This is a genomic window from Staphylococcus cohnii species complex 1663, assembly GCF_041008415.1.
GTDB classification, from domain to species: Bacteria; Bacillota; Bacilli; order Staphylococcales; family Staphylococcaceae; genus Staphylococcus; species Staphylococcus ureilyticus.
Map to the genome: position 1 here is coordinate 273909 of NZ_JBFDVL010000003.1, position 25764 is coordinate 299672.

The following is a 25764-nucleotide window of genomic DNA, read 5'->3' on the forward strand; positions in this document are numbered from 1 at the left end:
CACACTGATTTGAAGTTTACGAACTATACCCAAAATTCATTTTTTTAATATTTGTTTTAATTTCATTTTACCTCTGAATTTTACACGTTTCGGTAACACTTCCATTTGAAAGCGGTAATAATTCGGTCTACCAATGCCTACATTAAGTAATGCTTCTCGCCATTTTTTATATAACGCTTTATTCCAATTTTTTCCACATTGTTCAACAACCCTAATTATTCTAAACATTGCTTCTCCTGAATAATCTGCTTCTTGCATATTATTCATATAAGACGTTACGACATCTAAAAATGGTTCTGTTAATTTTTTATTATTTGTGAGAAATGCTTGCAACAAGTAACTGACAATGAGTTCATCCATACGATAACTGTAATAAATCCGTTCTTCTCTTAATAACAATGTGTGCATCACTCTATGTCTTACTTTAATCGCATCGCTCATATAATTTACAAAGCGATCTGCTCTTTGATCTGTCACCGACCCTTTTTCTTCATGATAACCATACACAATAAAAGGTAATAATTGCACATCTCGTGCTTTCTTATAAGCTGATATCATAAATGTATGCTCTTCACAAAACACTACATCTTCATCGAAGCGTAAATCTTTGAATGTCGCACTAAATAACTTGCCTCCTGGACCAATAGATTGCATCATTTCAGGACATTGTGCTAAGTTCACTTTATCAAATTTTTGTATGGGTTGGTGTGTATAAAAACTTTGCCATGCACCTTTATTTAGTCTTCCAATTTGTCCTAGTACAATATCTACATGTTCATCCTGTTGAAAGTAATCTGCCATAGCATCGATACTATTTGGCAAAAATTCATCGTCTGCATCTAAAAACATAAAAGCATCACCAGTAACATACTCCAATGCCTTATTTCTGCTCACAGCTGCACCTTGATTTGCTTGATTAATAATACGAATGTTTTTGTATGCTTTTTGTAGTCTTTCTAAAACTTGTTTACTTTCATCTGTTGATCCATCATTGATACAAATAATTTCATAATCTTGCTTTGTATCCACAGAGCTTATTGCTCTTTGAAGTGTATTTGCTGCATTATAGACAGGTATGATAATTGATATTTTCATGTTTTCACCATTTTCTCTATATGATTTATAACCTGAGTTAAGCTATTTGGAACATTATAGTCATGCCAATTTTTGAACAATGGCATTAATGCACTTGCATGTGTTTGAAGTATATGAACGATGTCTTCTTCGCTATATGCTTTGTAAAATTCCGGAATTTCATAATAATATGAATTTAGCCCCCGTACTTTTTCATAATTTGCTTCATCATAGACATAAAAAAGCGTCGGCTTATTTAACAAACTTGCTTCTATTGCTAATGAGCTATAATCTGTGATGATAACGTCCGCCATAACCATAAGCGATTGTAGACTAATATTGTGTTGCTCATCTTGAGGTAGTGATGGATGTAACTTACTCATCAATGTGTATGAAGGCAATGCTGTTTCAAAACGCGCCTTATCAATAATCTGATTGGCTTGGTGATGCTCGCGATACGTTGGCACATAAAGCGCTAATTTATCATTGATACCATATTGTAACTTTAAAGCTTGCTGCTTTTGTTTGATATCTAAATTTACATATGGAACAAGACGAGGCAATCCAGTTCTTAAAAATTGATCATCTTTCGCACCAAACGCGGATTTAAAACAATTCACCATTGGTTCGCCCCCTACTAAATATTTATCAGTAGCGCGATAAACATTTTTATATTGGTTCACCATTTTTTTATTATTTAAATCTACTTGGTGGTCAGTAAGTCCAAAATTTTTCAGTGCACCAACTGCGTGCCAAGTTTGAATGATTGTCTGTTGCGATTTCTTTTTGAAACCGCCAAACAATAAATAATATGTATCTATCACAATAATTTTTGCCGTACTCAAGGCCTTTATATGTTTAAAGACTTTTTTATTGCCCGCAGGTATAAATGTCACATTGTCTAATTGTTCAACATATTTTCTATTACTTTCCTTGGCAATCACTGTCACTTCATAAGATTTTCGATTTAATGCTTCGATGATTGGAAGTACATCTTCAACAAATGTCATCATGACGACAATATGATGATGATTTATTTTTTTCTTTATATATATCAAATTTAAAAAACTAATGATTGTCATATAAAGTTTTTTTATTAACTGTCTCAAATTTCCACCGCCGGTAATTATTTATTCTCTTTTATTATAGCTATTTTATATTTAAAATTATAGAAAAATCCTTTAATGACTTTTAAGCCACCAAAGGATTAAATATAAATCGTCTTTGTCTGAATTCCATTACATAAAGTCTGCAAAATGATCTCTATAACGCATATGCAATATAGATCCTATGACAAATAAAAATACAATGATAAAGAAGTTATAAAATGTTAATTCCCAATGTGTAACAAAATACCATTCGTTATATAGAACCGATGCACGATACGCCTCAGCAAGATAATAAATTGGATTCAGTTGCATAACATCTTTAACAATACCTTCTGGCGGTACAATTAAAATAGATGAAGCAAAGAATACCATTCTCATCAATGCTTGAATTGCTGGTTGAGTATCTTTTACTAATACACCTAACGTAGAAGTAAACAATGCTACTGTTGTAGTAAAAATTAATGCAAATGGTACATATAAAAATAATTGTAATGTATAAATAGATGGATAATAACCACCTAACATACATAATAAAATAACAGCAACTAATAGTGCGATATGACCATAGAACCTACTCATCACTATATATGATGGTATAATTGATAACGGAAAATTCATCTTAGCGACATGGTTATATTTACTTGCGATTGATTTCGTACCTTCTAAAATACCTTGGTTCACAAAGAACCACATACTAATACCAACGAGTAACCAATAAATAAATGGGACACCCTCGATTGGATTATTAGTTCTAATTCCTAGACCAAATACAAACCAATAAACCATAATTTGCATTGCTGGATTAATTAATTCCCAAGCCATACCAAGGTAATTATTGGTGTTAGTAATTTTAACTTGGAATTGTGCTAACCTTTGAATTAGATAGAAATTTTTAAAATGCTCTTTTAAGACTACCCACACTGCACTCATTTAAATAAACCACACTTTCAATCAATTTGCTAATCATAATTATGCTATAAAAAGTCTACATTCAAATCTAATATACGCTTTGTTATTCATCTTAACAACCTATATTTAATTGGGTAAATTAAATATTTTATGTAATAAAAGCGGATGTGCTTACTCATATGATTGTTGTATAATAGAAAAACAACGAAGCTAAAATAACCTCATTTTAGTTGATTTTATAACTTAAATTCAGTAAACTTTAACAATTGTATAAGAACGTTATCTTAAAATTTGTACTCACTTACTTTACAATAGGTTAATAAATTTAACAACTCATATATAATATAATATACTATATACTATCTGCAAATAAGGAAGGTAAAATTATGAATGTATCGGTTAACATTGAACATGTAACTAAAGAATACCGCATCTATCGCAATAATAAAGAGCGTTTAAAAGATGCCTTAGTCCCTTTTAATAAAAACAAGACATTTTATGCGCTGAATGATTTGTCATTAACAGCATACGAAGGTGATGTTATAGGCCTTGTAGGCATCAATGGGTCAGGTAAATCTACGCTTAGTAATATTATTGGTGGTTCCCTATCTCCTACTGCTGGAGATGTGAATCGCCACGGTGAAGTTAGTGTGATTGCAATTAATGCTGGTTTAAATGGACAGTTAACAGGTATTGAAAACATAGAATTTAAAATGTTATGCATGGGATTCACAAGAAAACAGATTAAAGCCTTAACACCTGATATTATTGAATTCAGTGAACTAGGAGAATTCATTTATCAACCTGTTAAAAAATATTCTAGTGGTATGCGAGCCAAGTTAGGTTTCTCAATTAATATCACGACAAATCCAGACATTCTTGTCATTGACGAAGCATTATCAGTTGGAGACCAAACTTTTGCACAAAAATGTTTAGATAAAATTTACGAGTATAAAAAGCAAGGTAAAACTATTTTCTTCGTAAGCCATAATATGAAACAAGTGCGTGAATTTTGTACTAAAATCGCGTGGATAGAAGCTGGTAAATTAAAAAAATTCGGTGAACTAGACGAGGTTTTACCCGAATATGAAAAATTCTTAAACGGTTTTAAAAAATATTCCAAAGAGGAACAAAAAGCCTTTAGAAGTAAATTGGATAACTCAAGATTTGAAGTGAAATAATTTTATTGACTGTTAAATATCATAGATAACGACTGCACAATTGCATGACAATTTTAATAAATAAATCATAACTAAAATAAACTTATATTTGCTAAATATATCAAAGTCATTGTAGTAAAAAAAATCGGCTATAGCTTAACAATGCTATAGCCGATTTTTTATTGCTTTGCTTTTTGCTTAATCACTTTAAATACAAACTTCGGTATGGCTTTCATTCTACCAAACCGTTTCCAATCAATGATAAAACGATAAATCCATTCGATATTTAATTTACGAAATATTTTGGGCGCTCTTTTTTTCGTTCCACTAAAAACTTCAATAGATCCGCCTACACCCATTAGTAATGTCTGTTTAAAATAATGATCATGACGTTCAATCCATTGTTCTTGCTTAGGATAACCCATACCAACGAAAACATAATCTGGATTAAATGAACTCACGTGTTTCAATACCGTTTCATCTTCTAAATTAAAATAGCCATGGTGATAATCAAAATGAATATTAGGGTATTTTTCACTTAATTTCTTCACAGCTTGAACGACAACCTCATCTTTTGCACCTAATAAAAAGACTTTTTGATAATTAGCATTAGCAATTTTCAAACATGCTTCCATTAATTCTATACCTGGAACACGTTCTTTCAAAGGGGTTTTAAGCAGTTTTGAAGCCATAACTACACCTGTACCATCAGGAATGACATAGTCTCCTTTGTTAATTAACTTACGATATGCTTCATTTTCAGTAGAAAAGTCAACTATTTCAGGATTAGCAGTTACAATAAATAAATTCTTTTCAGATTGTGATTCAAAAAAAAGCTTTATACGGTCACGCATTTCTGTCAGCGTTACATTATCGAATAAAACAGATAATACGTTTACCTTTTCTAATTTATTAGCTCTTGTCATAATTGGTTATCTCCTAACTCAATTCTTTTTCTCGTTACCCTATAATACATTACTTGTAATATGAATACCGTTACTCTCGCATATATTACAATATTAATAAAACCTAGGTCAAACCGCTTTAAAATATAATATACATCAAAAGTCCAAATGATTTATGGATGATCTTACTTTATACTATTATATGTGAGATACTATTTGATTATTATCGTATCTCGTAAAATATTAAATTTTCGTATTCTAAAAATGAGGTATTTCATGTCTAAGCTAAATGCGTTTTTCAGTTCTTCTATTCAATTACATCTTTATTGGATTGTTTTAGTGGCTATAATCTATATCATCATACATACTTATCGAAATAAACCTATCAACCAATTTTTAGATATCTATTTTAACTATATCCCTGTATTAACACATGAGTTTGGACATATATTATTTAATAAATTGAGCGGTGGACGAGCGAGAGACTTAGTGATTGTGGCAAGGCCAGCTGAGCGTCTAGCAACATCTCAACAAGGCTACGCCATAACACAATCAAAAAATAGTATTGGTCAGTCCATCACTACATTCGGTGGCTACGTTATGCCGCCATTGATGTTATATATAGGATTTCTATCTACGCAATATCAATATCCAAGCTTGTTTATCACTGCTTACCTATTAATATTTATATATTTTGTATGCTTAACATCTAGAAAGCTATTACCAATGTTCATAGTAATACTTTTAATTTTTTTATTATATTGCTTATTTAAAAGTGATAATCAATTAGCGATACTTTATGTTATATCCATTACACAACATTTTATCTTAGGTGTTTTATTAGGAGAAGTTCTTCAATCATCTTGGACAATATTCAAATTGACTTTCTCATCAAATGACATCACTTGGGATGGTAGCACTTTAAAAGCATTGACTCGTGTTCCAACCTTTCTCTATAGCTTCATTTGGATAGCGATCAATTTATTTACTGTATATCAATTATTCCGAGTTTACTTTATTCCTTAGACCTCTTCAAAAAGAGTCTAGGACATAAAATTATTGGGTAAGTGAAAAAGCCAATATCCATTGAAATAATATAAAAATCGGCTTTAATAGGTTGTATTTTGATAAGACGCTTGAGACAACAGGACAAACTGAAGACGACGGGCAGAAGCTGTCCTCTAAGAAAGCGAGCCAACAATACGCCGCAGCATTGAATAACAAGAAGCACACAGATAGATTGAATTAAATCATCTGTGTGCTATTTTTTAGGATTTATGACTCAGACTTTTTTCCTTTCAATATCACTATTAACTATTAAATATGACTACAATGTCCTTTTCAAGCTTTGTCTTATGCTTATTAGCTAGACGATTTCAATTTTTTAAATCCTTCTAAGTTGCATATAAAAAACTTCAGTATGCAAATTCTTATTTTTCTGCATAAATATGTTCTGCATTATCATAACTCAGTACTGTCACTTTTTCTTCTTTCTGCACCATTACCACTTTATTGGTATCATCTTTATCTAATATTTTTATTTGTTCCCCAATCAATATGGATTTACTTGTTAAATAAACTAACAATTCTGTTCTATCTCGCACACGTTTTATCGTCACTATATCACCAGCTTCAAACGACAATAAATTTGTAGTATATATCTCTTTATATTTATTATCTCTAGGGATAATACCACCGTGCGGACAAGTGATTGGGTAATCTAATAATTTATCTAAACGTTCTACAAATAAGTGTGAAACTTTGTGTTCTAGCACCTCAGCTTCCTGATGTACCTCTTCCCAATTATATTCTAATATCTTAATTAAAAATAATTCTAATAATCGATGTCTTTTAATGATATCTAAGGTATATGTCAAACCTTCTTCTGACAATTGCACACCTTTATATGGCTTCGTTTCTACAAATCCCGATTTTTCTAAACGATTCACCATTTCACTTACAGATGGTGGTTTGATATTTAAATACTGGGATAACGTCTTGTTTGAAACGAAAGAATGATCGCCATTATGAGTCAAAATTGCTTTTAAATAATCTTCTTTTTCTTCAGTTAGCATGGTTTCACCTCTCAAGTCATTCACTTTATTGTATCACGAATCTACTTGACACGCTAAAAGTTAATGTTATATTATAAATTAAATTAGGTTAGCCTAAAATTTAATTTAAGGAGGTAGAAAAATGTTAGAAATTAATAACTTAAATCTCACTTTAGGGAATAAACATGTCTTGGAAAACATTAATTTAGAAATTCCCGTAAAAGGTGAAATTATAGGTATTATGGGACCCAATGGAGCAGGAAAATCTTCCTTACTCAAATCAATTATTGGTGAATTTAAGTCAACAGGTATCGCTAATTTACATAACATTGCTATACAACAAACACTTAAAAATGTTACATACATCCCACAAAAAGCACATATTGACTTAGACTTTCCAATTAAGGTAGAAGATGTTGTACTCTCAGGTGCCTATAAAGATATTGGTTGGTTTAGGTTTGTTACCCCTAAAACAAGAGCTAGACTTAATCAACTACTATCAACATTAGAATTACAAGATTTAAGAAATCGACAAATTTCTGCACTCAGTGGAGGTCAATTACAAAGAGTTTTAGTAGCTAGAGCACTCATGACAGAAAGTACACTCTATCTTTTAGATGAACCATTTGTAGGTATCGATTTCCATAGTGAACAAATCATAATGACTCAATTAAATGAGCTTAAAGAAGCTGGGAAATTAATTTTAATTGTACACCATGATTTATCTAAAGCAGAAAAGTATTTTAATCGTGTTATTCTTTTAAACAAAACAATTCGTTTCTTTGGAGAAAGTCATTTTGCGATGCAACCTGACCATTTAAACGAAACTTTCTTAAACCCCACACAGGAAGAGCAACAAAAGTCAGAATCGGCATAAATAGAAAGGAAGTAACACGATATGGAATTTTTTCAACACCTATTTGAATACAAATTTTTAAGCAATGCATTGATTATTTCAATTGTTGTAGGAATCGTTTGTGGTACAGTAGGTTGCCTCATTGTATTAAGAGGCCTGTCCCTTATGGGAGACGCAATGAGTCACGCAGTTTTACCTGGGGTCGCATTATCATTTTTATTCGGCGTTCCTATGTTTGTTGGAGCGTTAGTGACAGGTATGATTGCTAGTATCTTTATCGGATTCATTACCAAAAGTAGTAAGACCAAACCTGATGCTGCGATAGGTATTAGTTTCACAGCATTTTTAGCTACCGGGGTCATTTTAATTAGTCTCATTAATAGTACCACCGACTTATATCATATTCTTTTCGGTAACCTATTAGCAGTGACACACGCTACATTTTGGTCAACAGTCGTAGTTGGTTTAATCGTTATGATTTTAATTATAACTTTCTACAGACCATTAATGATATCCACATTCGACCCGATTTTTAGTAGAATGAGTGGTTTAAACACTACATTTTTACACTATTTCGTTATGCTATTGCTCTCACTCGTTACGGTAGCAAGCATACAAACAGTAGGTATTATATTAGTTGTCGCTTTATTGATTACGCCTGCTTCAGCTGCATTTTTAATCGCTAAAAAATTACATACGATGATGATCATTTCTAGTCTTATTAGTGTTATAAGTTCAATTGTCGGTATGTATTTTAGTTATATTTATAATATTCCAAGTGGTGCAACTATCGTCTTATGTGCGTTTATCATTTATATCATTATTTTCACTTGTAATAAAATGCAATTTTTCACAAAAAAAGGAGCAATTTAATGAAAAAACTATTAACAATTACAATGATTCTTTTATTATTTTTAAGTGCATGTGGTAAAGGAAACAACGATTCTAATTCTCAATCACATGAAAAAATAAAAGTTGTAACAACAAACTCAATCCTTTATGACATGGTCAAAAATGTTGGAGGCGATAACGTAGATATTCATAGTATCGTCCCAATCGGTCAAGATCCACATGAATATGAAGTAAAACCAAAAGATATTAAAGCATTGACAGATGCTGACGTTGTGTTTTATAACGGGCTAAACTTAGAAACAGGTAATGGTTGGTTTAAAAACGCATTATCACAAGCTAATAAGTCATATGAAGATGGTTCTGTTGTTAAAGTTTCAAAAAATGTTAAACCTTTATACTTAAACGGTGCTAAAGAAGGCGATGAATCAAAACAAGATCCACACGCTTGGTTAAGTTTAGATAATGGTATTAAATATGTAGAAGAAATAAGCAAAGCCTTGATTAAGAAAAATGACAAGTATAAAGATGATATTCAAAGTAATACCAAAGATTATATCGCTAAGTTAGAAGATTTGAAAAAAGAAAGTCATGATAAATTCAACGATATACCTAAAGAACAACGTGCAATGATCACAAGTGAAGGTGCTTTTAAATATTTCTCAAAACAGTTTGATATTAAACCTGGTTATATTTGGGAAATCAATACCGAAAAACAAGGTACCCCTGAACAGATGAAGCAAGCTGTAAAATTTGTTCAAGACAATAACCTTAAACATTTACTTGTAGAAACGAGTGTAGATAAGAAAAGTATGCAAAGTCTAAGTGAAGAAACAAACTTAGATATTTATGGAGAAGTATATACAGATTCTATAGGTAAAAAAGGCACTAAAGGAGATTCATATTTTAATATGATGCAAGAAAATATCAATACTGTTCACGGTAGTATGGAATAAAATAAGGCTATTTAACCTACATTGTAGGTGAATAGCCCCATACCGTACGTTTCCCTCCTAATGACGTACGGTATGGTGGTATTCAAGCCTTAAATCATCTATCTCCCTTAACTCCATCAATGGTTGGCTCCTCCCCCCATTGATGGAGATTTTTTTTAGTCTTACTTTCAGCTTTGCTGAATTAGTAAGACTTATGCATGCGCAGCAGCTCAGGAGTTCCTCTTTATACTTTCAGCTATAGCTGAATTAGTAAGACTTATGCATGAGCATTAGCTCAGGCGTTCCTCTTTATACTTTCAGCTTTGCTGAATTAGTAAGACTTATGCATGAGCAGCAGCTCAGGCGTTCCTCTTTATACTTTCAGCTTTGCTGAATTAGTAAGACTTATGCATGAGTAGCAGCTCAGGCGTTCCTCTTTATACTTTCAGCTATAGCTGAATTAGTAAGACTTATGCATGTGCATTAGCTCAGGCGTTCCTCTTTATACTTTCAGCTATAGCTGTATTAGTAAGACTTATGCATGAGCAGCAGCTCAGGCGTTCCTCTTTATACTTTCAGCTTTGCTGAATTAGTAAGACTTATGCATGAGCATAAAAAAGAAGCTGGTACATAATCAATGCGTACCAACCTCATTTCATATTGACAGTAGATGATGAACTAAAAATTTAAAGTCCCACTTCCCAACTTGTTGGGTTAGTGGGACTTATGCATGAGCAGAAGCTCAGGTAATCCTTAAAACCACTTCCCAACTTGTTGGGTTAGTGGGGCTTATGCATGAGCAACAGCTCAGGTAATCCTTAATACCATCGTTGTCGGGTTAAACGACGACATCTGTTTAATAAAATTAGATATCGTCGCTCATTCCCTTAAAACTTGAAAAGAAGAGGTAACTCATGACTTCTTTTATTTAAGCATGAATTAAACTTGCTAATTTATGCGCTTTAATCTGTTAAACTATCTACGATAATCATTTCATCATAATTAATCGCTTCACGTAATTTTAGCGCAGTAACTTCACTAATTTCTTCATCTTCAGAAAGTTCATTCAAAACACGACGCTGTTCTCTAAGTGCACCCAATTTAATTTTAGTAATTGAAGTTTCACTTTTTGGATTAAAGAAATTAGAAGGCGTTAAGTTTTCTATTCTCATTAAATAACTATCACAAATCATACCAACTTCTAATTTATTTGCTTCAGTTGTTTCCTTACCTAAACGACTGACTACACGATAATGCACTGTTCTCATAACATTAGAAATTTCTCTCAAGTTTTCAATCACTGATAATGAGGAAGCTGCATTTGTTCTCACTTTTGTTTTAATTCTACTTTTTAAGACAAACGTTTTCACTTCAACTTTAATACGTTGAATGAGAGATGATTGTTTATAAACCTGAGTACGTTCCGCATAGCGCATATAGTTATCTAGGATATTTGTTGTTATATCGCCATTAGATACCAAACTATTCAACGTATTATTTTCAACATCAAAAGCAATTTTTTGTAATCGTTCTAACTCTTTAGTATTTTCATCTTCGTTCTCAACAGTTTTAAGAAATGCTAATTTGTCATGGTATTCTTTGATAACATTTCCATATAAATAACTTGATTCTTCAGAGGATAATTTATTTAAGTGTTCTATAACTTTTTCTAAAATATACACCCGTGCTTGTTTAAAGTTCATACCGTGTTGCTTTGGTTGAACCGCATTAGGTGTCACAATAGGTAATAAAACCTGTGCAATAATTAAACTCATAATGACCATACCGGATGCGATAAATAATAAGTCATCTCTAAATACGAAAGAATGATGATCAGCCAACATATAAGGTAATGTCAAAGCAATCGCTAAAGATATTGTCCCGTGTACGCCACACAATGTCATAATAAAAGCATACATACCACGTTTCGGTGGTTTCTCTGTGACTTTCGTATTATCTTCATAATTCGTTAGTATTTTTTGGAATGGGCTAATTGGTAAATAAAAATAAGGATATAAAACAAACACCCATAAAAATCTAAATAAATAAATTGCTAAAGCAATTAAAACTGTGACTACAATTAGAAAAATAAAATTATGGGGTTCATTTTCTATAATTCTGCCAACAAGTTCTGGAACTAAAAATCCTAAAATGGAAAAAACAAAACCGTTTAATGCATAACCCAATATATTCCAAGTATGGTTATAACTCATTTGTAATCTAGTACGTGCCTGTGCAATACGGTCACGTTCAAACCCATGAACCAAGCCTGCTACTACAGCTGCAATAATGCCTGATGCATGAAACATTTCAGCAACGAGATATGTAATAAAAGGCGTCACAAGTTGTATAAACGTAAACATATTTATATTTTCTATACCTCTTCTAGAAAGTGATACTCTAAACCTAACAAGTGCCACGCCAATAATTAAACCTACAATAAATCCACCAATAGAAGATATTAAAAACTGTTCAACAGCATTCACCATTGAAAAGCCACCCGTAATCAATGCAGCTACAGCAATTTTAAAAGATATGATACCAGCAGCATCATTTAATAATGACTCACCCTCTAAAATTGTCATAGAGCCTTTAGGGAGTACTTTACCATTCGTAATTGCTTGAACAGCAACGGCATCAGTTGGACATAAGATTGCGGCTAGCGCAAACGCAGCAGCTAACGGTAACTCGGGCCAAATCCAATGCACAAATAAACCAACTACGATTACTGTGGTTACTACAAGACCTAATGCCATCATTAAAACAGGTTTGATATAACGTCTTAAATGTACACGAGAAACTTTTACACCTTCAACAAATAATAGCGGTGCTATCAGAGCAACCATAAATAATTCTGAATCAAAATGGAATTCGACGGGAACTGGGGTAATATACAGTAACATACCGAGTATAATTTGTATAAAAGCTAAAGGGATTTTAGGTAATAAAATATGAACTAAAGAACTTGCGATTACTACAGCTAAAAATATAAGTATTGTTTCAAATATTTGCATGGTTTCACCTCTTTTCAACATTTAAACTTTCATAATTGCTGAGGTTGAAACAAAAATACAATCGTTTTATTTATGAACATATTGTGTCTCAAACTCTTTCATATCTTTGTTTGTATGAACAATGATATTTGTCAGATATGTACTTTTTAACATTAACACAATTACAAATATATATAATTTTATCATTTTTTTAGCAGACGCTAAAATGTATTGCACTTCAACAATGATAAAATTTTGTTATTCTACAAACACCACGATGCCAATCAAATAACATCATATATAGAAACAACAGCGGGTTGGAAATCAAACTTAACTTTGATTTCCAACCCGCTTAGTCAAATACATAATTTCCAAATAAGTTATTTTCAAGCAAATAAATAGATGCTTAAATAACTGATTTATTTAATTTAATACATATCCTGATCTTTTTCATTCATTTTACGTCTACGCTCTTCCCGTATTTGAGCACGCTTTTTCAATTGTTCAAATGTATCATTTTCTGAAGCGCTTAATAAGATACTTGTTTGTTTAGGTGCATCACTTTTCCTGTACATATAAGCGCCCGTTCGGTATGCCGCTCTTGATATCAAGTGTCCACCTACTGGAGATGTTAAATTGATAAATACCAATGCCAAAATCATCCGAACACTTAAATAACCTTGTGAAGAAATAAAATAAATGACAACACCTACAAGTGTTAACAATACTGATAATGTTGAACTTTTCGTAGAGGCATGACTTCTTAAAAAGACATCTTGGAACTTAATCAGACCGATCGCACTAATTAAAGCGATAATACTACCCAAAAACATCATAAAAGCTGCAATTAAATTAACGATTTCGCTTGTTATTTGCATTAAAGACATGCCCCCCTTCTATAAATCTTGAAATAGAAACGGTGCTTACAAACGAAATGATCGCAATCAATAAGATAGAATCTAAGAAAGAAAATGTACCAAAGACAACACTTAACACACCGACAGTTGACATTAATATAGCACTAGCAGTATCAAATGCAACCACCCTATCAGCTGTCGTCGGTCCTTTTACTAACCGAAACAACGTTAAGATAAGTGCTATCCCAAATAAAATAATTGAACTTGTAATAAAGAAATTTATCAGTGATTCGATCATTCTGCCACCTCCAATATGAGTCCTTCATATTGTCTTATACTTTTAAGCAGTTTCTGTTTTTCTTTTTCAGAGATATCAATTGCATGTATAAAAATCTTTTTTCTCTCTTTTGAAATTCTAATAACCGTTGAACCCGGTGTAATGATAATTAGAATAGTCAAAAATGAAACTTCCCAATCAGTTTCTAAAGTCGTTTCATACCTAACTAAACCAGGATTTAAGTCTTTCGTTTTAAATAAAATGTAGTTGATTGTTGTCATACTTGATGTAATTAACTGATATAAGTATACCGTTAAAAATTTAAATGCTACCCAAACCTTTTTCAAATAAAATTGTTGGCCAAAAAAACGATGTAGGATATAAATAACGACTAAACCAATAAGATAACCTGAGAAGAAGGTAGAAGCTTTAAATGATTCTTCATCTTGAAATAACACCCATAAAAATGCAATGACCATATTAAGTAAGACTTGTCTCATTATTTCTCCTCCTTCACTAAATGAGGATTGACCATTTTTTCATATAATCCATCATCCATGTTTAAATGGGTAGCATTGTCAGTTACTTTGAAAATCAGTGGAGCTGCCAGCCCCATACCAATAATTGCGGCTACAAGGATACCAATCAAACCTTTACGATATTTAGGAATTGGTTTGAAGTCTATATGTTCACCTTTATCAGCATTACCTAAATACATTGTGAAGAAAATTCTAAACAAGCTAAACATACCAATCAGGCTAGTTAAAATCATCAAAGTTAAACCTATATAATTACCATTTTCAACAGCACCTTTAAAAATAAACACTTTTCCTGGGAAACCGCTAAATGGAGGAACACCGCCAATGGCCAAAATCATTACCACAAATGCCACACCGAAGAATGGTTCTCTTTTAGCTAAACCATATAAATTTTTATATTGTCGATAACCAGTAATATATACTAAGCTACCAATAATAAAGAATAGTAAAGTTTTCACAACAATGTCATTTGTAAGATAAAAAATAGCACCATTGACACCTGAAATTGTATTTGAACCTAGACCTAAAATAATAAAACCGATAGAAAGAATCACTTGATATGCCGCAATTTTTTTAATATCTCGATAAGCTAAGACACCAAATGCGCCAATCAACATCGTGATACAAGACAAGACAACCAATAGTGGATGTGTAATACCACTATAATCATCAAATAACAATGTGAAAAAACGAATCAAGGCATAAGCGCCGACTTTTGTCATTAATGCCGCAAATAATGCTGCTAATTCAGTATTTAAAACAGCATATGCTTTTGGAAGCCACATGAATAATACAAGCGCAGCTTTTGCACCAAATGCAATTAAAAATACCATTGAAATAATTACTACTGAACTTTCACCCTGCATCTCAGTTAATCTTTGCGCTACTAAAGCAAAGTTTAAGCTGCCAGTAAGTTTATATAGTAAGCCGATACCTAATAATAATAACCAAGAACCTAAAATATTAAGTACAACGTAAATAATCGCTGCACGTAATTGTTCTACTGATTGTCCTAACGTAATTAACACAAACGACGCGAGCAACATTACTTCAAACATAACATATATATTAAATAAATCTGCAGTTAAAAATGAACCAATAACGCCTACTGTTAAAAACAGAATAAAACTCGGTAAGTAATAGCGAATTGCTCTTTTTTCTCTGCTACCAAAACCATACGCCATAATTAACGTAACGACAAAACTAGATGTCGTGACCATGAGTAAACTCAATGAGTCACCAACAAATTGAATACCATAAGGCGCTTTCCAACCACCAAAATCTAAAGCAATTGGCTTATGTTGCATAACATAAATCAACAACAATAAAGATATGATTGTCGTAATAGACATTGTGCCGATTGAAAAAATTCTTGATAATCTGCTATGTGTACGGATAAATACGAGTACAAGTGCACAAATTGCTGGAAGAAGTAATGGCAGAATTAACAAATTACTCATCATTATCGTCATCACCTCTTAACACATCAATTTCATCTTCTTTAGTTACTCGATACGTTCTATATACGAGTACAAGTAAAAATGCAGTCATAGCAAAACCTATCACAATAGCAGTCAATACAATAGCTTGTAATAACGGATCTACGAAGTTTTTACTCCCTTCACCAATAAGCGGTTCTACCATATTCTTACCATAGCGTCCCATGCTCATGATAATTAAATTTCCTGCGTGTGTATAAATTGAAATACCTATAACGATACGGATTAAATTGACTGATAATATCATATACGTTCCTATAAATATTAAAAAGCCAATCACCATTAACAATATCAAATTCATGAGCGACCACCACTTATGGATAGCATCACTGTTACAACAACGCCTACGACCGCTAATACAATACCCGCTTCAAAAAGTGTCACAGTCGTTAAATGTACTTCACCTAATATCGGCAATTGGACATATGCATCGGTTTGGTAAAGGAACGGTTTACCAAAAAACATTGGTATCACAGCAGTAGCAAATGATACTAATGAACCGATAATCATTAATATCCTAAAATCAAGTGGTAAGGCGACTAATACTTGTTTAACGTCGAAGGCCAAGAACATAAGTAAAAATGCAGAACTGAATACAAGTCCACCGATAAATCCACCACCAGGATTATTATGTCCTGCTAAAAATAAGTAGAACCCGAACGTTAACAATATAAATACAACAATTTTAGTAATTGTTCGTAAGACTACATCATTCTCTTTCATCTTGACCCCTCCGTTCTTTAAAGTTAAGTAATGTATAGATACCCAATCCAGCGATGATTAATACCATACCTTCAAATAAAGTATCCATAGCACGAAAATCACCAAGAATCGCATTTACAATATTTTTACCGCCTGCCAGTTTATATGCATCATGATAAAAAGTTGAAATCGTTGGCATCGTTTCACCCTGTTGTGCAATGAAGACAAGCGTGACTACAGTAACTGCCATCATCAATGAAACGATAATTTTAACAGCTTCTCGTTTCTTATGAACTTTTGAGCGTGGTACGTTTGGTAAGCGTGAAAAACTAACAATAAACAATATTGTAGTTATTGTTTCTACCACTAATTGTGTCAATGCTAAGTCTGGTGCTTTCATTAAAATGAAGAATATCGTTACACAATAACCAATAATACCGTTTAATATTACCATCGTTAAACGTTGACGAATAAACGTTAAAGCAATACCTAAAATAAAAACAACAATTAACGTGATGATTTCTAACGGCCCGAATTCACTGACATGTATCTGTTTAACATCAGGAAAACCAGCTTGGATGATGCCATAAACAACAACTATAATGAAAACAGCTAACGTTAATATAATATAATGATTCAAACGGTTATTCATCAATGTACGAATACTGTACCCTGAATAATTTTCAAATTGCTTATATGAGTCTAAATAAACATCTGTTATAGATTTGACTCTAATTTTTTCAGATTGTTTTTTCCAATCAATTTTAAGCGCCGCTATAAAACCTACAACAATAACAATAAAACTTAACAATAGCGGTAAATTAAATCCGTGCCATTGTGAAATATGCGGTGCAATAGCATCTACTTTTTCTCCAATTGTGATACTTCGTAATGCCGGTAAAATAATATGATGTCCAAATAAATTTGGCACAAAAAACACTATCGGCAACAAAATCATCATAATTGCAGAAGGTAGCGTAAATAGAAATGGTTCATGAGGATTTTGTACTGGTGAATCATTATGTTTAATGTCTCCCCAAAAAACTTCCTTAATCATGTAAACTGCATAAATGAGCGTGAAAATACTAGCAACCACGCCTATTACTGCAATAATAATTGTTAAAATGATATTAAATTGTGGTAATTGATATGAACTTACTAAACCATCAAAAAACATTTCTTTACTTAAAAAGCCATTAAGAAATGGAATACCAGCCATAGATAAAGCTGAAAGTAACATAACTACATGCGTAATTGGCAGTACTTTTCTTAATCCAGATAATCGACGTATATCCCTTGTACCAGTTTCATGATCAATGATGCCGACGCCCATAAACAAGGCACCTTTGAATAATGCGTGATTCATTAAATGGAAAAGTCCAGCGAAGAGAATAAGGCTATATACTTTAGACAGTTCACCTGTCGTATGTTGTGCAAAGCCACCACCGAGACCGACCATAGAAACAATCATACCTAGTTGACTGATTGTAGAATAAGCTAAAATACCTTTTAAATCATATTGTCGCGTAGCATTAACTGCCCCAAAAATCATCGTTATCAAACCAACAAAAGTAACACAATAAATATAAAAGTCACTTAGCCCTAAAACAGGTGTGAATCTAAATAGTAAAAATATACCTGCTTTTACCATTGTGGCAGAGTGTAGATAAGCACTCACGGGTGTCGGTGCTTCCATAGCTTTTGGCAACCAAATATGGAACGGGAATTGTGCTGATTTCGTAAATGCACCTAAAAGCAACAAGATAATAATCGGTATAAACAACTGACTATCCGCTATTTTATCGCTTTGTGCGATTATCGATGTAATAGAATTTGTACCCGTAACAATATAAATCATGATAAAACCTGTTAATAGTGCAAGACCACCAAAAACTGTAATCATAAATGATTGGATAGCGCCAAATTGACTTGCACCTTTCCCGTACCAATAGGCAATGAGTAAGAAAGATGATACACTCGTCAATTCCCAAAATACATACATCAAAATTGTATTATTTGCTGTAACAATACCCAGCATGCTGAACATAAATAACAAGATATATATATAAAAACGTGGTAAATGATCATGTTCTTTTGATAAGTATTGTGTAGCATAATAAAATACTGCTAGACCAATGAGTGATATTAACAAACTAAAAAATAAACTTAATCCATCTAATCTAAAATCTATATTAATATCCAATAATGTAAGCCAAGGGATTTTAATTGCTACAAATTGCCCTTTCATTACTTGTGGCAATTGCCATAGAAAGTAAACAGAAGAAATGATCGGAGCTATTAAAGCGATTGGCCCAGCAAATTTATGAAAACTTCGTTTCGTCATTGTGAGCAAAAGTACCATCATAATTAAAACAATAGCACTCATTAAATAAACTAAACTCATCCTATACCCCCTTTAACTATAATTTACAAATTTAAAGCAATCGTTGTTTTGCTAGCTTTTGTAGAAATACCTATAAACTTCATCGTTTCAAAAGTTGTTTGATGTCCTAAGTACTTTTGAATAATCGATATTGAAATACCCGATTGATAAGCATGATATGCAAATGTTTTACGCAACGTCGTCAAACCAATATGTAACATCCCTAAATCTTCTGCAGCAAGATGAATAATGCGATAAGCTTGCTGTCGCGATAGACCTTTCAATGTCCTATTAGACTGAAATAATAACTCATCATTCTTCAATTGTTGTTCTGATATATATGTCATTAATTCATTTCTCAAAGTTTCTGGTAACCTAATTTGAATTTTAGGTGCATGCATCTCTACCCAATAGTGTTTGATATCATCATCCTCTATTTTTACATCACTTACATTTAAATTTAATAATGAGGAAAGTTTCACACCAGTATGTATCGCAAACTTAAACAATAGATAATCACGCATGGATTTGGCTTTTAAAACCTCATACATCGCTTTTATCTCATTAGTATTCCTAATAGGATCTACTTGATTCATAAATTCACCTCTGAATTAATTAATGTTGCATATTTAATGATATAGCATGTTTTTGTCACATGAAAGTATTTTGTCTAATTTTTTCAAATTTTTTTAACCTATTTAAACTTAAACAACGATATATATAGTGAAAGGAGGTTGGACAAATGAATCAAATCAGTCACTTAGCCGTCACTATGTCGCGTCTAACATATGACAAAGATGGAAAAGCCACACAGTTTAAACGTCACTTCGCAAATCTGAATACGCAAGCAACAACGGAACAAATTAAAAGTTTTAAATCTATTATCGAACAAATCACTGGCGAAAAATTTGAAACAGTAGAAATCATCAAAACTGAAACAGTTAATTAAGGAGGTTAAACACTATGAGTCAAACGTTAGAACTTATATTCAATGATGCTGTTAACAAAGACATTAAATTACAATTACCCAAAATAGAGCATTTCATCAATGAAAGTACGGTTAAAGATGGGATGAATAAATTAATTGCTCTAGATATCTTACGCCCCAAGGCGGGAATCCCTACAACAGTACGAGCTGCACAAATCATAGATAAATCTACAAAATTAATTTTTGAAAACTAAATCAATTATTTTTGAAACATATACAATTTTCTAGTGAAGTAGAATAGTCACAAAAAGTTGATGTAAGCAAATTACACAAGCAATAGCAGCAGCCCTATGTACCTATACATGAGGCTGCTCGTTTGTTTTAAATAAAAAAAGTGACAAAACAACGAATCAAATTGTATTCGCTGTTTGCCACATATACTATATTATCGATGATTACTTTTGTTTCTAAGCGGTCTTAGCCTAATAGTATCACCGAAAAAAATTTTACTTTTCCCTAATTTTTTACACATTGCGTACTGACCAAAAACTTCTGTCACTTGAGCAAGATTCTTATATGATTTTCTAGGATTTAATACTTCAATAAATTGTTCTTTTTGAATACCTTCATTACTTCCCGCACCTATAAAAAAAGTCTCTTCATCTAATAAGCGTATGATCGAAAGTTGTTTCAATGTAAATTGTCACCACTTCTATATATTTTTAAACCATCAAAAATTCATCTAACTAATTTTTATAGGTCTTGATGTTTAATTTCAATTTAATAATTTTCTTTTTATTATAACATCAACATAAGCATTTTATTATATTTCATTAATTGTGTACATTATTTTATACTTTCCTTCTCTTCGATAAATAGAAATGAGCATAGGAAAATCCACACCTTTCCTATATAATATAATTATCTTAGGAGAAAGCGTGATTTAATGATTTTTTTATATTTAGTGGGAATTGTAGCTGGGATGGTTGTTCCTTTTCAAACGTCGATTAATTCAAGATTAAGTCTTTATACGAAATCTTCATTCTATGCATCTACAATTTCGTTTGCTACTGGAACCATCTTTTTAATCTTAATCAATTTAGTTACCAATCCACATGTCTTTACTACTAACTTTTATACGAATCAGTCATTGAGTTACATATGGTTTGTCGGAGGTATATTAGGCGTTATTTTTCTTACAGGAAATTTATTATTGTTGCCAAGATTAGGTGCCTCTTTAACCGTCGTAATGACAGTTGCTGGTCAAATTATTATGGGCGTTACAATTGATACTTTTGGTTGGTTTAGCGCAGATGTTGAACCTTTTACTATTTTTAAAGTACTTGGCATTCTCTTTTTAATGCTCGGAATTATACTTATGAATTATGTGCGTAGCAACCCGAAAGATAAAAACATGAATACGCAAGTATACATTTGGCTAATTATCGGTTTCATATTCGGTTTTTGTCCACCAATACAGACCGCAATTAACAGCGCATTAGGTCAACAGTTACATTCATCGATTTTAGCATCTTTAATTTCATTTGCGATTGGTACCATAACATTATTCATTTTAACTTTGCTCTTTAATAGAACGCTTAAAATGACGGCGTACAATCAGCACAAAGGTAAATTAAAACCAATTTATTTCATTGGTGGTGTTCTTGGCGTGATTTTTGTCACTACTAATATTATATTGATGCCACATCTCGGTGCTGCCTTAACAACAATTATTGTGATGTTAGGTCAAATGTTAATGGGCATAATTATTGATCACTTTGGATTATTAGGCACATATGTGAATAAAATTACGAAACGAAAAGTCGTTGGAATTATCGCCATGATGATTGGCATAGTGCTTTTAAGATTATTTTAAGTCATAACAGCTTAAGATGAAGGATAGTAGTTAATTTAGTTTAAAATGATTATGTCGTGCCACCTGCAATAATAGCAATGGTTCGGTGAACTTAATAATGAGAGGCTAAAACAATTAATTTGTTGTAGCCTCTTTTTTCTGTGGCGCAATCATTATAAACGCAGTATAATCAGTACAATAATACATCTAGAGGTGACCAATCTTTGAAACGTATCTTTATCATATTAGCCACATTATTAACCCTTTTTAGCACAATCGCCCTGTCCCTATGGTTTTATTTAAAATCACAAAGTAATAACTTTGAAAAACAAATTGAAACAATAAAAGTGACTTATAAAAAATCACCACTTCTTATCGGAAGACAAGAACCTTCTCAGTTAGTATCAATCAATTATAATCCTTCTCAAGGCGCTATCCACGACTGGTTCGTAAAAACCGAATCAAAAGTAGCACAAAACCAACCACTTTTTGAGTATTATAACCCTCACATTGAACAACTCATTACACAAAAACAAAAACTATTAGCTCAACTCACTAAGACGAGTAAACCTACTTCAACAGAACTTATTAACTTAAAAACTGAAATTTCCCACTTACAATCTAAATTGCGCACTACAATTTTTTCGCCGATTTCTGGCACCATTATTATAAATCCATCGCGCATGTTTACACAAAATCTTCCCTTTATTCAAATCTATGATCCTAAGCCTGTCATAAGAGCAGAAATTTCTGAGACAGAAAAAAATGTCTTACATATCAAAGACAAAGTAAAGATAACAAGTGATTTTACAAATAATAGTTTTGGTACAATTACACATATTGCTAAACTTCCAATCAATCAAAAGAATTTATCTAAACCATCTAAATATTCGCTTGAAATTTCACCAAATTCTGACCACTTTTTTGGTAAACATGTAAAAATCGAAAAATCAACTACACAGATAGAAATACCAAGTACTGCAATAGGTAATGGACAATTTGTTTATTTACTAAGCAATAAAAAATTTATTAAAAGAGTTATTAAATCAGAAAAATCGGGTAATAAAAAAACTATGCTTATCATTGAAGGTTTAAAACCTGGAGATATCATAGCTAAAAATGTTGATACTGTGCGGCCCAAAAATTAGATGTACACAGTATAAACACATTAAATCTTTAAAATATAATTTGTTTTTTACAGTTTTTATCAAATAGTGGTAAATTGTAAATGTATAGCAATTATTATAATTAAATGATTGGTATTTAAATAATTGAATTAATAAATTTAAACATTACCGTACCGTTTAATCAGTTTTTTGTTTACTTGCTATTTTAATTTAGTTATAATAAACTAAATAATGCTAGTTTTAATATATTTTACCCAAATATATTAGAGCTGTAAATTATGACAAAAACTTTGTATTCAACTTTGAATTAAGACAAATTATTATACAAAAACATTTTTAATATGTATATTAGATTGGGCATATAAATTAGGGAGGAATTAAGAATGGCTATCACCAAAATTAACGATTGTTTTGAACTATTAGCAATGGTAACGTACGCTGATAAATTAAAAAGTATTATCAAAAAAGAGTTTTCAGTAAGTTTCGAAGAATTCGCTGTATTAACATATATTAGTGAACACGAAAGTGAAGAATATTATCTAAAAGATATTATTAACCACTTAAATTATAAACAACCTCAAGTTGTTAAAGCAGTTAAAAATTTATCTCAAGAAGATTATTTTGATAAGAAACGTAATGAACATGATGAAAGAACAGTTTTAATATTAGTTGATTCTAAACAACGCAAAAAAATCAATGAATTATTATCACGTGTTAATAAGCGTATTCAAGAAGCAAATGACGAAAAAGAAGTATAACTAACTTTAGCTTCCCACATATCATACCTATCAACACCAAAAACCACTTCGCTGAACGAATTCAGTGAAGTGGTTTTATATATGTTTTGAAAAATTTTTAATGTTTCATCCTACCTGATTTGTGCACTTTTATGTTATTGAATGTATTAGACTTTTTAACGCTAAATATTTATCGTTTGAAATCAAAAAATAAACATCGCATTGCTTCATCAATATCAGCGTTCTGAATATTCATTTGTTTTTACAAACGCTAAAAATACCTCTAGAAAGTGAATGGGTTCTTCTATATGAGGTGCATGTCCTGACTGGTTAAATTCAACCATTTCTAAATTGTGAAACACTTGATCGTATTTGCGTTTCATTTCTTGAGTGATCAATGGATCATAAATTCCATTTACAATTAATGTGGGAATATTGGTTTGTTCAAGTACAATATTTTGATTAAATACAGGGAATTCCATTAATGCTCTTGTTGCTACTGCACTTTCTTCAGCTGACTGTCTATTATAAATCAACTGGGACTGAAACCATTTTTTAGCTTTTTCTTGATCTTTATACATATAAGGTAATAATAAGATTAAAGATTCAGATTTATCAAAGCCTTCTATTTCATCTTCATGTTCAATCATTAATTTATTTAACTCTAATACACTATCAATAAGATTACATGCAATTAACGTTAATGATTCAACCTTCGATTCATATTTATCGACAAAATGTTTAGCTATCAGTCCACCCATATCATGACCTACTAAATGGGCTTTTTCAATATTTAGCTGTTTCATTAATAATTTCAAATCTTCTACGTGGTCTTTTAAATGATATGCATTCGATTTTGATGATTTACCATGTCCTCTAACATCATAAGTAATAACATCATAATTTTCTTTTAATTCATCTTTCAAAGTACATAGGGAAGCTAGATTACCATCTAAACCATGAATTAAAATTACAGGAAAGCCTAGACCCTCACGGATGTATGCCAATTCAGTGTTACAACTAATCTGTACTTTTTCCATTGTGGGCCACCTCCTTATATGATTTATATACCCTCGTTTTATAACGCATATGCTCAATTTCAAATATTTAACGGCAATCTTTAGCTTCACTCTGACCTTATAATCTCGCCTTTTAAAACTAAAAAATACTCAACTCACAATTAATGTTTTTGACACATTAAATGCAAGTTGAGTATATACAACTGATTACACAATAATATCAGAAACCCATAAAGTAACTTTAATTTCTGGAAGATATTCTAATTGTGTAATAAATGATAACAATTAATAACAATACCCAAATGACAATAGACGCAATTTGTGTAATCACAGGATTACTAATCATCGCATCTATTGTTTTTTGACAAAACAACAACCCAATACCAGTAAACTCTAATCTTTTAAAATAGATGCCAGAAATACTAAATATGATACCTACAAAAAAGATAAATTGATGTGCATATAATGATACAGCGACAATGCCTAAATTAAACCCAAAAGCGTGTGCAAATACTAAGATAAGCGCTGCTGCTGCAACACTCAGCCCTATCACTCTTTCAAATTTATTACTATAGAGATAATTTTTCCAATCAATTCTCAAATAAATGAAGATTGAAATCGGTAAAATAATTAAACAATAAAAAATTGATAATCCAGTCGCTGCTTGGAACGGTACATACTGTTTATCATATAGATAGGATAATAAAATAAAATTGATAATAAAAAATACAATTGGGTTTAATTGTAAAGTAAATAAATTGCGTTGAATCGTTAAAATTATTTCAGCTGGTGATTTCTTTCTGTATTCGATATAATCCAAATCTTGTGCTTCTGATTTCTTTAACTCTTTTTTTAATTTTCCTTTAATATCATCGATAAGATTGGGAGAAAGACCTTTATGAGTGAAATAATCATTGATATTTTCTATTAATACTTTGTCATTAACTCTCATGATAGGCTCCTTTTTGTTAAATAAGTGCTTTATTCATTAATAAAA

At 31.6% G+C, this 25764-nt stretch carries 27 protein-coding genes; 10 read left to right on the forward strand and 17 right to left on the reverse strand.

Going from position 1 to position 25764, the window contains the following annotated elements:
- Window positions 1–36 precede the first annotated feature (36 nt).
- The 3 genes from AB1J10_RS05130 to AB1J10_RS05140 all read right to left on the reverse strand — a co-directional run bounded on the left by AB1J10_RS05130 (window position 37) and on the right by AB1J10_RS05140 (window position 3113).
- On the reverse strand, window positions 37–1095 hold the full coding sequence (locus tag AB1J10_RS05130) for a glycosyltransferase family 2 protein (protein WP_070038982.1): 1059 nt from the start codon (window positions 1093–1095) through the stop codon (window positions 37–39).
- A complete protein-coding gene (gene tarB, locus AB1J10_RS05135) occupies window positions 1092–2183 on the reverse strand; it encodes a teichoic acid glycerol-phosphate primase TarB (protein WP_070038979.1) in 1092 nt (363 codons plus the stop codon). Before tarB ends, AB1J10_RS05130 begins: the two co-directional genes overlap by 4 nt.
- 129 nt (window positions 2184–2312) lie before the next feature.
- A complete protein-coding gene (locus AB1J10_RS05140; RefSeq protein WP_019468398.1) occupies window positions 2313–3113 on the reverse strand; it encodes an ABC transporter permease in 801 nt (266 codons plus the stop codon).
- Window positions 3114–3478: 365 nt separating this feature from the next.
- Here AB1J10_RS05140 and tagH point away from each other — a divergent pair, with 365 nt between their 5' ends.
- A complete protein-coding gene (tagH, locus tag AB1J10_RS05145; RefSeq protein ID WP_046207318.1) occupies window positions 3479–4273 on the forward strand; it encodes a teichoic acids export ABC transporter ATP-binding subunit TagH in 795 nt (264 codons plus the stop codon).
- A gap of 158 nt (window positions 4274–4431) precedes the next feature.
- Here the strand turns inward: tagH and tarA are convergent, their stop codons facing one another.
- A complete protein-coding gene (gene tarA / locus AB1J10_RS05150) occupies window positions 4432–5178 on the reverse strand; it encodes an N-acetylglucosaminyldiphosphoundecaprenol N-acetyl-beta-D-mannosaminyltransferase TarA (RefSeq protein ID WP_070038977.1) in 747 nt (248 codons plus the stop codon).
- 255 nt (window positions 5179–5433) lie between these two features.
- Here tarA and AB1J10_RS05155 point away from each other — a divergent pair, with 255 nt between their 5' ends.
- A complete protein-coding gene (locus tag AB1J10_RS05155) occupies window positions 5434–6183 on the forward strand; it encodes a M50 family metallopeptidase (protein WP_070038975.1) in 750 nt (249 codons plus the stop codon).
- Between the two features lie 404 nt (window positions 6184–6587).
- On the opposite strand, the gene AB1J10_RS05160 is transcribed toward AB1J10_RS05155, so the two are convergent.
- Window positions 6588–7232, reverse strand: a complete 645-nt coding sequence (locus AB1J10_RS05160; protein ID WP_046207315.1) for a metal-dependent transcriptional regulator — start codon at window positions 7230–7232, stop codon at window positions 6588–6590.
- Between the two features lie 121 nt (window positions 7233–7353).
- Between AB1J10_RS05160 and AB1J10_RS05165 the strand changes: the two genes are divergently transcribed.
- The 3 genes from AB1J10_RS05165 to mntC are packed head-to-tail and all read left to right on the forward strand — an operon-like array spanning window position 7354 to window position 9872.
- A complete protein-coding gene (locus AB1J10_RS05165) occupies window positions 7354–8088 on the forward strand; it encodes a metal ABC transporter ATP-binding protein (protein WP_070038973.1) in 735 nt (244 codons plus the stop codon).
- 21 nt (window positions 8089–8109) lie between these two features.
- The gene (locus AB1J10_RS05170) at window positions 8110–8940 is read left to right on the forward strand and encodes a metal ABC transporter permease (RefSeq protein ID WP_064209569.1); all 831 of its coding nucleotides are present in this window, start codon (window positions 8110–8112) and stop codon (window positions 8938–8940) included.
- Window positions 8940–9872, forward strand: a complete 933-nt coding sequence (gene mntC, locus AB1J10_RS05175; RefSeq protein ID WP_064209570.1) for a manganese ABC transporter substrate-binding lipoprotein MntC — start codon at window positions 8940–8942, stop codon at window positions 9870–9872. Before AB1J10_RS05170 ends, mntC begins: the two co-directional genes overlap by 1 nt.
- 941 nt (window positions 9873–10813) lie before the next feature.
- On the opposite strand, the gene AB1J10_RS05180 is transcribed toward mntC, so the two are convergent.
- The 9 genes from AB1J10_RS05180 to AB1J10_RS05220 form a co-directional block, all read right to left on the reverse strand.
- Window positions 10814–12865 carry a cation:proton antiporter gene (locus AB1J10_RS05180; protein WP_046207311.1) on the reverse strand — a complete coding sequence of 684 codons (2052 nt, stop codon included), beginning with the start codon at window positions 12863–12865 and terminating at the stop codon, window positions 10814–10816.
- A 407-nt stretch (window positions 12866–13272) separates the two neighbouring features.
- Window positions 13273–13722 (reverse strand): Na+/H+ antiporter subunit G, encoded by a 450-nt coding sequence (locus AB1J10_RS05185; protein ID WP_046207310.1) that lies wholly within the window; start codon window positions 13720–13722, stop codon window positions 13273–13275.
- Window positions 13697–13999: a Na+/H+ antiporter Mnh2 subunit F gene (gene mnhF2 / locus AB1J10_RS05190; protein ID WP_046207309.1), complete on the reverse strand. Its 303-nt coding sequence runs from the start codon at window positions 13997–13999 to the stop codon at window positions 13697–13699. The genes AB1J10_RS05185 and mnhF2 overlap by 26 nt, the downstream gene beginning before the upstream one ends.
- Complete coding sequence (mnhE2, locus tag AB1J10_RS05195; RefSeq protein ID WP_040029960.1) at window positions 13996–14478, reverse strand: Na+/H+ antiporter Mnh2 subunit E; 483 nt, start codon at window positions 14476–14478, stop codon at window positions 13996–13998. Before mnhE2 ends, mnhF2 begins: the two co-directional genes overlap by 4 nt.
- Window positions 14478–15980: a Na+/H+ antiporter Mnh2 subunit D gene (mnhD2, locus tag AB1J10_RS05200; RefSeq protein ID WP_081338790.1), complete on the reverse strand. Its 1503-nt coding sequence runs from the start codon at window positions 15978–15980 to the stop codon at window positions 14478–14480. The genes mnhE2 and mnhD2 overlap by 1 nt, the downstream gene beginning before the upstream one ends.
- On the reverse strand, window positions 15970–16317 hold the full coding sequence (mnhC2, locus tag AB1J10_RS05205; protein ID WP_019468411.1) for a Na+/H+ antiporter Mnh2 subunit C: 348 nt from the start codon (window positions 16315–16317) through the stop codon (window positions 15970–15972). The genes mnhD2 and mnhC2 overlap by 11 nt, the downstream gene beginning before the upstream one ends.
- The gene (mnhB2, locus tag AB1J10_RS05210) at window positions 16314–16739 is read right to left on the reverse strand and encodes a Na+/H+ antiporter Mnh2 subunit B (protein ID WP_019468412.1); all 426 of its coding nucleotides are present in this window, start codon (window positions 16737–16739) and stop codon (window positions 16314–16316) included. The genes mnhC2 and mnhB2 overlap by 4 nt, the downstream gene beginning before the upstream one ends.
- Window positions 16726–19122, reverse strand: a complete 2397-nt coding sequence (locus AB1J10_RS05215; RefSeq protein WP_046207307.1) for a DUF4040 family protein — start codon at window positions 19120–19122, stop codon at window positions 16726–16728. The genes mnhB2 and AB1J10_RS05215 overlap by 14 nt, the downstream gene beginning before the upstream one ends.
- Window positions 19123–19145: 23 nt before the next feature.
- Complete coding sequence (locus AB1J10_RS05220; protein ID WP_046207306.1) at window positions 19146–19697, reverse strand: tyrosine-type recombinase/integrase; 552 nt, start codon at window positions 19695–19697, stop codon at window positions 19146–19148.
- A gap of 146 nt (window positions 19698–19843) precedes the next feature.
- Between AB1J10_RS05220 and sroA the strand changes: the two genes are divergently transcribed.
- Entirely contained in the window at window positions 19844–20050 is a 207-nt protein-coding gene (sroA, locus tag AB1J10_RS05225; protein WP_070038970.1) for a sigS mRNA-stabilizing protein SroA, read from the forward strand.
- A 14-nt stretch (window positions 20051–20064) separates the two neighbouring features.
- A complete protein-coding gene (locus AB1J10_RS05230; RefSeq protein ID WP_070038966.1) occupies window positions 20065–20283 on the forward strand; it encodes a DUF2922 domain-containing protein in 219 nt (72 codons plus the stop codon).
- 191 nt (window positions 20284–20474) lie between these two features.
- Here AB1J10_RS05230 and AB1J10_RS05235 read toward each other — a convergent pair whose 3' ends face one another.
- Window positions 20475–20723 carry a hypothetical protein gene (locus tag AB1J10_RS05235; RefSeq protein WP_070038963.1) on the reverse strand — a complete coding sequence of 83 codons (249 nt, stop codon included), beginning with the start codon at window positions 20721–20723 and terminating at the stop codon, window positions 20475–20477.
- Window positions 20724–20975: 252 nt separating this feature from the next.
- Between AB1J10_RS05235 and AB1J10_RS05240 the strand changes: the two genes are divergently transcribed.
- From AB1J10_RS05240 to sarA, 3 genes are all read left to right on the forward strand, one after another.
- Window positions 20976–21905 (forward strand): DMT family transporter, encoded by a 930-nt coding sequence (locus AB1J10_RS05240; RefSeq protein WP_369003032.1) that lies wholly within the window; start codon window positions 20976–20978, stop codon window positions 21903–21905.
- A gap of 203 nt (window positions 21906–22108) precedes the next feature.
- Window positions 22109–23032, forward strand: coding sequence for an HlyD family secretion protein (locus tag AB1J10_RS05245; RefSeq protein WP_107365749.1), 924 nt, complete (start codon window positions 22109–22111; stop codon window positions 23030–23032).
- A gap of 362 nt (window positions 23033–23394) precedes the next feature.
- A complete protein-coding gene (gene sarA / locus AB1J10_RS05250; protein ID WP_019468421.1) occupies window positions 23395–23769 on the forward strand; it encodes a global transcriptional regulator SarA in 375 nt (124 codons plus the stop codon).
- A 215-nt stretch (window positions 23770–23984) separates the two neighbouring features.
- On the opposite strand, the gene AB1J10_RS05255 is transcribed toward sarA, so the two are convergent.
- Complete coding sequence (locus AB1J10_RS05255; RefSeq protein WP_046207300.1) at window positions 23985–24788, reverse strand: alpha/beta fold hydrolase; 804 nt, start codon at window positions 24786–24788, stop codon at window positions 23985–23987.
- 220 nt (window positions 24789–25008) lie between these two features.
- Window positions 25009–25719, reverse strand: coding sequence for a hypothetical protein (locus tag AB1J10_RS05260; protein WP_046207299.1), 711 nt, complete (start codon window positions 25717–25719; stop codon window positions 25009–25011).
- Between the last annotated feature and the right edge of the window lie 45 nt (window positions 25720–25764).

What these genes read in the sequence shown, in the direction of transcription:
- sarA (WP_019468421.1), top strand. Translation starts at nt 23,395, where the DNA reads ATGGCTATCACCAAAATTAACGATTGTTTTGAACTATTAGCAATGGTA.
- mntC (WP_064209570.1), top strand. Translation starts at nt 8,940, where the DNA reads ATGAAAAAACTATTAACAATTACAATGATTCTTTTATTATTTTTAAGT.
- AB1J10_RS05230 (WP_070038966.1), top strand. Translation starts at nt 20,065, where the DNA reads ATGAGTCAAACGTTAGAACTTATATTCAATGATGCTGTTAACAAAGAC.
- AB1J10_RS05155 (WP_070038975.1), top strand. Translation starts at nt 5,434, where the DNA reads ATGTCTAAGCTAAATGCGTTTTTCAGTTCTTCTATTCAATTACATCTT.
- AB1J10_RS05240 (WP_369003032.1), top strand. Translation starts at nt 20,976, where the DNA reads ATGATTTTTTTATATTTAGTGGGAATTGTAGCTGGGATGGTTGTTCCT.
- mnhC2 (WP_019468411.1), bottom strand. Translation starts at nt 16,317, where the DNA reads ATGAATTTGATATTGTTAATGGTGATTGGCTTTTTAATATTTATAGGA.
- AB1J10_RS05255 (WP_046207300.1), bottom strand. Translation starts at nt 24,788, where the DNA reads ATGGAAAAAGTACAGATTAGTTGTAACACTGAATTGGCATACATCCGT.
- AB1J10_RS05170 (WP_064209569.1), top strand. Translation starts at nt 8,110, where the DNA reads ATGGAATTTTTTCAACACCTATTTGAATACAAATTTTTAAGCAATGCA.
- mnhE2 (WP_040029960.1), bottom strand. Translation starts at nt 14,478, where the DNA reads ATGAGACAAGTCTTACTTAATATGGTCATTGCATTTTTATGGGTGTTA.
- AB1J10_RS05220 (WP_046207306.1), bottom strand. Translation starts at nt 19,697, where the DNA reads ATGAATCAAGTAGATCCTATTAGGAATACTAATGAGATAAAAGCGATG.
- AB1J10_RS05165 (WP_070038973.1), top strand. Translation starts at nt 7,354, where the DNA reads ATGTTAGAAATTAATAACTTAAATCTCACTTTAGGGAATAAACATGTC.
- AB1J10_RS05130 (WP_070038982.1), bottom strand. Translation starts at nt 1,095, where the DNA reads ATGAAAATATCAATTATCATACCTGTCTATAATGCAGCAAATACACTT.
- AB1J10_RS05185 (WP_046207310.1), bottom strand. Translation starts at nt 13,722, where the DNA reads ATGCAAATAACAAGCGAAATCGTTAATTTAATTGCAGCTTTTATGATG.
- mnhB2 (WP_019468412.1), bottom strand. Translation starts at nt 16,739, where the DNA reads ATGAAAGAGAATGATGTAGTCTTACGAACAATTACTAAAATTGTTGTA.
- AB1J10_RS05215 (WP_046207307.1), bottom strand. Translation starts at nt 19,122, where the DNA reads ATGAGTTTAGTTTATTTAATGAGTGCTATTGTTTTAATTATGATGGTA.
- AB1J10_RS05260 (WP_046207299.1), bottom strand. Translation starts at nt 25,719, where the DNA reads ATGAGAGTTAATGACAAAGTATTAATAGAAAATATCAATGATTATTTC.
- AB1J10_RS05180 (WP_046207311.1), bottom strand. Translation starts at nt 12,865, where the DNA reads ATGCAAATATTTGAAACAATACTTATATTTTTAGCTGTAGTAATCGCA.
- AB1J10_RS05160 (WP_046207315.1), bottom strand. Translation starts at nt 7,232, where the DNA reads ATGCTAACTGAAGAAAAAGAAGATTATTTAAAAGCAATTTTGACTCAT.
- tarA (WP_070038977.1), bottom strand. Translation starts at nt 5,178, where the DNA reads ATGACAAGAGCTAATAAATTAGAAAAGGTAAACGTATTATCTGTTTTA.
- tagH (WP_046207318.1), top strand. Translation starts at nt 3,479, where the DNA reads ATGAATGTATCGGTTAACATTGAACATGTAACTAAAGAATACCGCATC.
- mnhF2 (WP_046207309.1), bottom strand. Translation starts at nt 13,999, where the DNA reads ATGATCGAATCACTGATAAATTTCTTTATTACAAGTTCAATTATTTTA.
- AB1J10_RS05140 (WP_019468398.1), bottom strand. Translation starts at nt 3,113, where the DNA reads ATGAGTGCAGTGTGGGTAGTCTTAAAAGAGCATTTTAAAAATTTCTAT.
- mnhD2 (WP_081338790.1), bottom strand. Translation starts at nt 15,980, where the DNA reads ATGATGAGTAATTTGTTAATTCTGCCATTACTTCTTCCAGCAATTTGT.
- sroA (WP_070038970.1), top strand. Translation starts at nt 19,844, where the DNA reads ATGAATCAAATCAGTCACTTAGCCGTCACTATGTCGCGTCTAACATAT.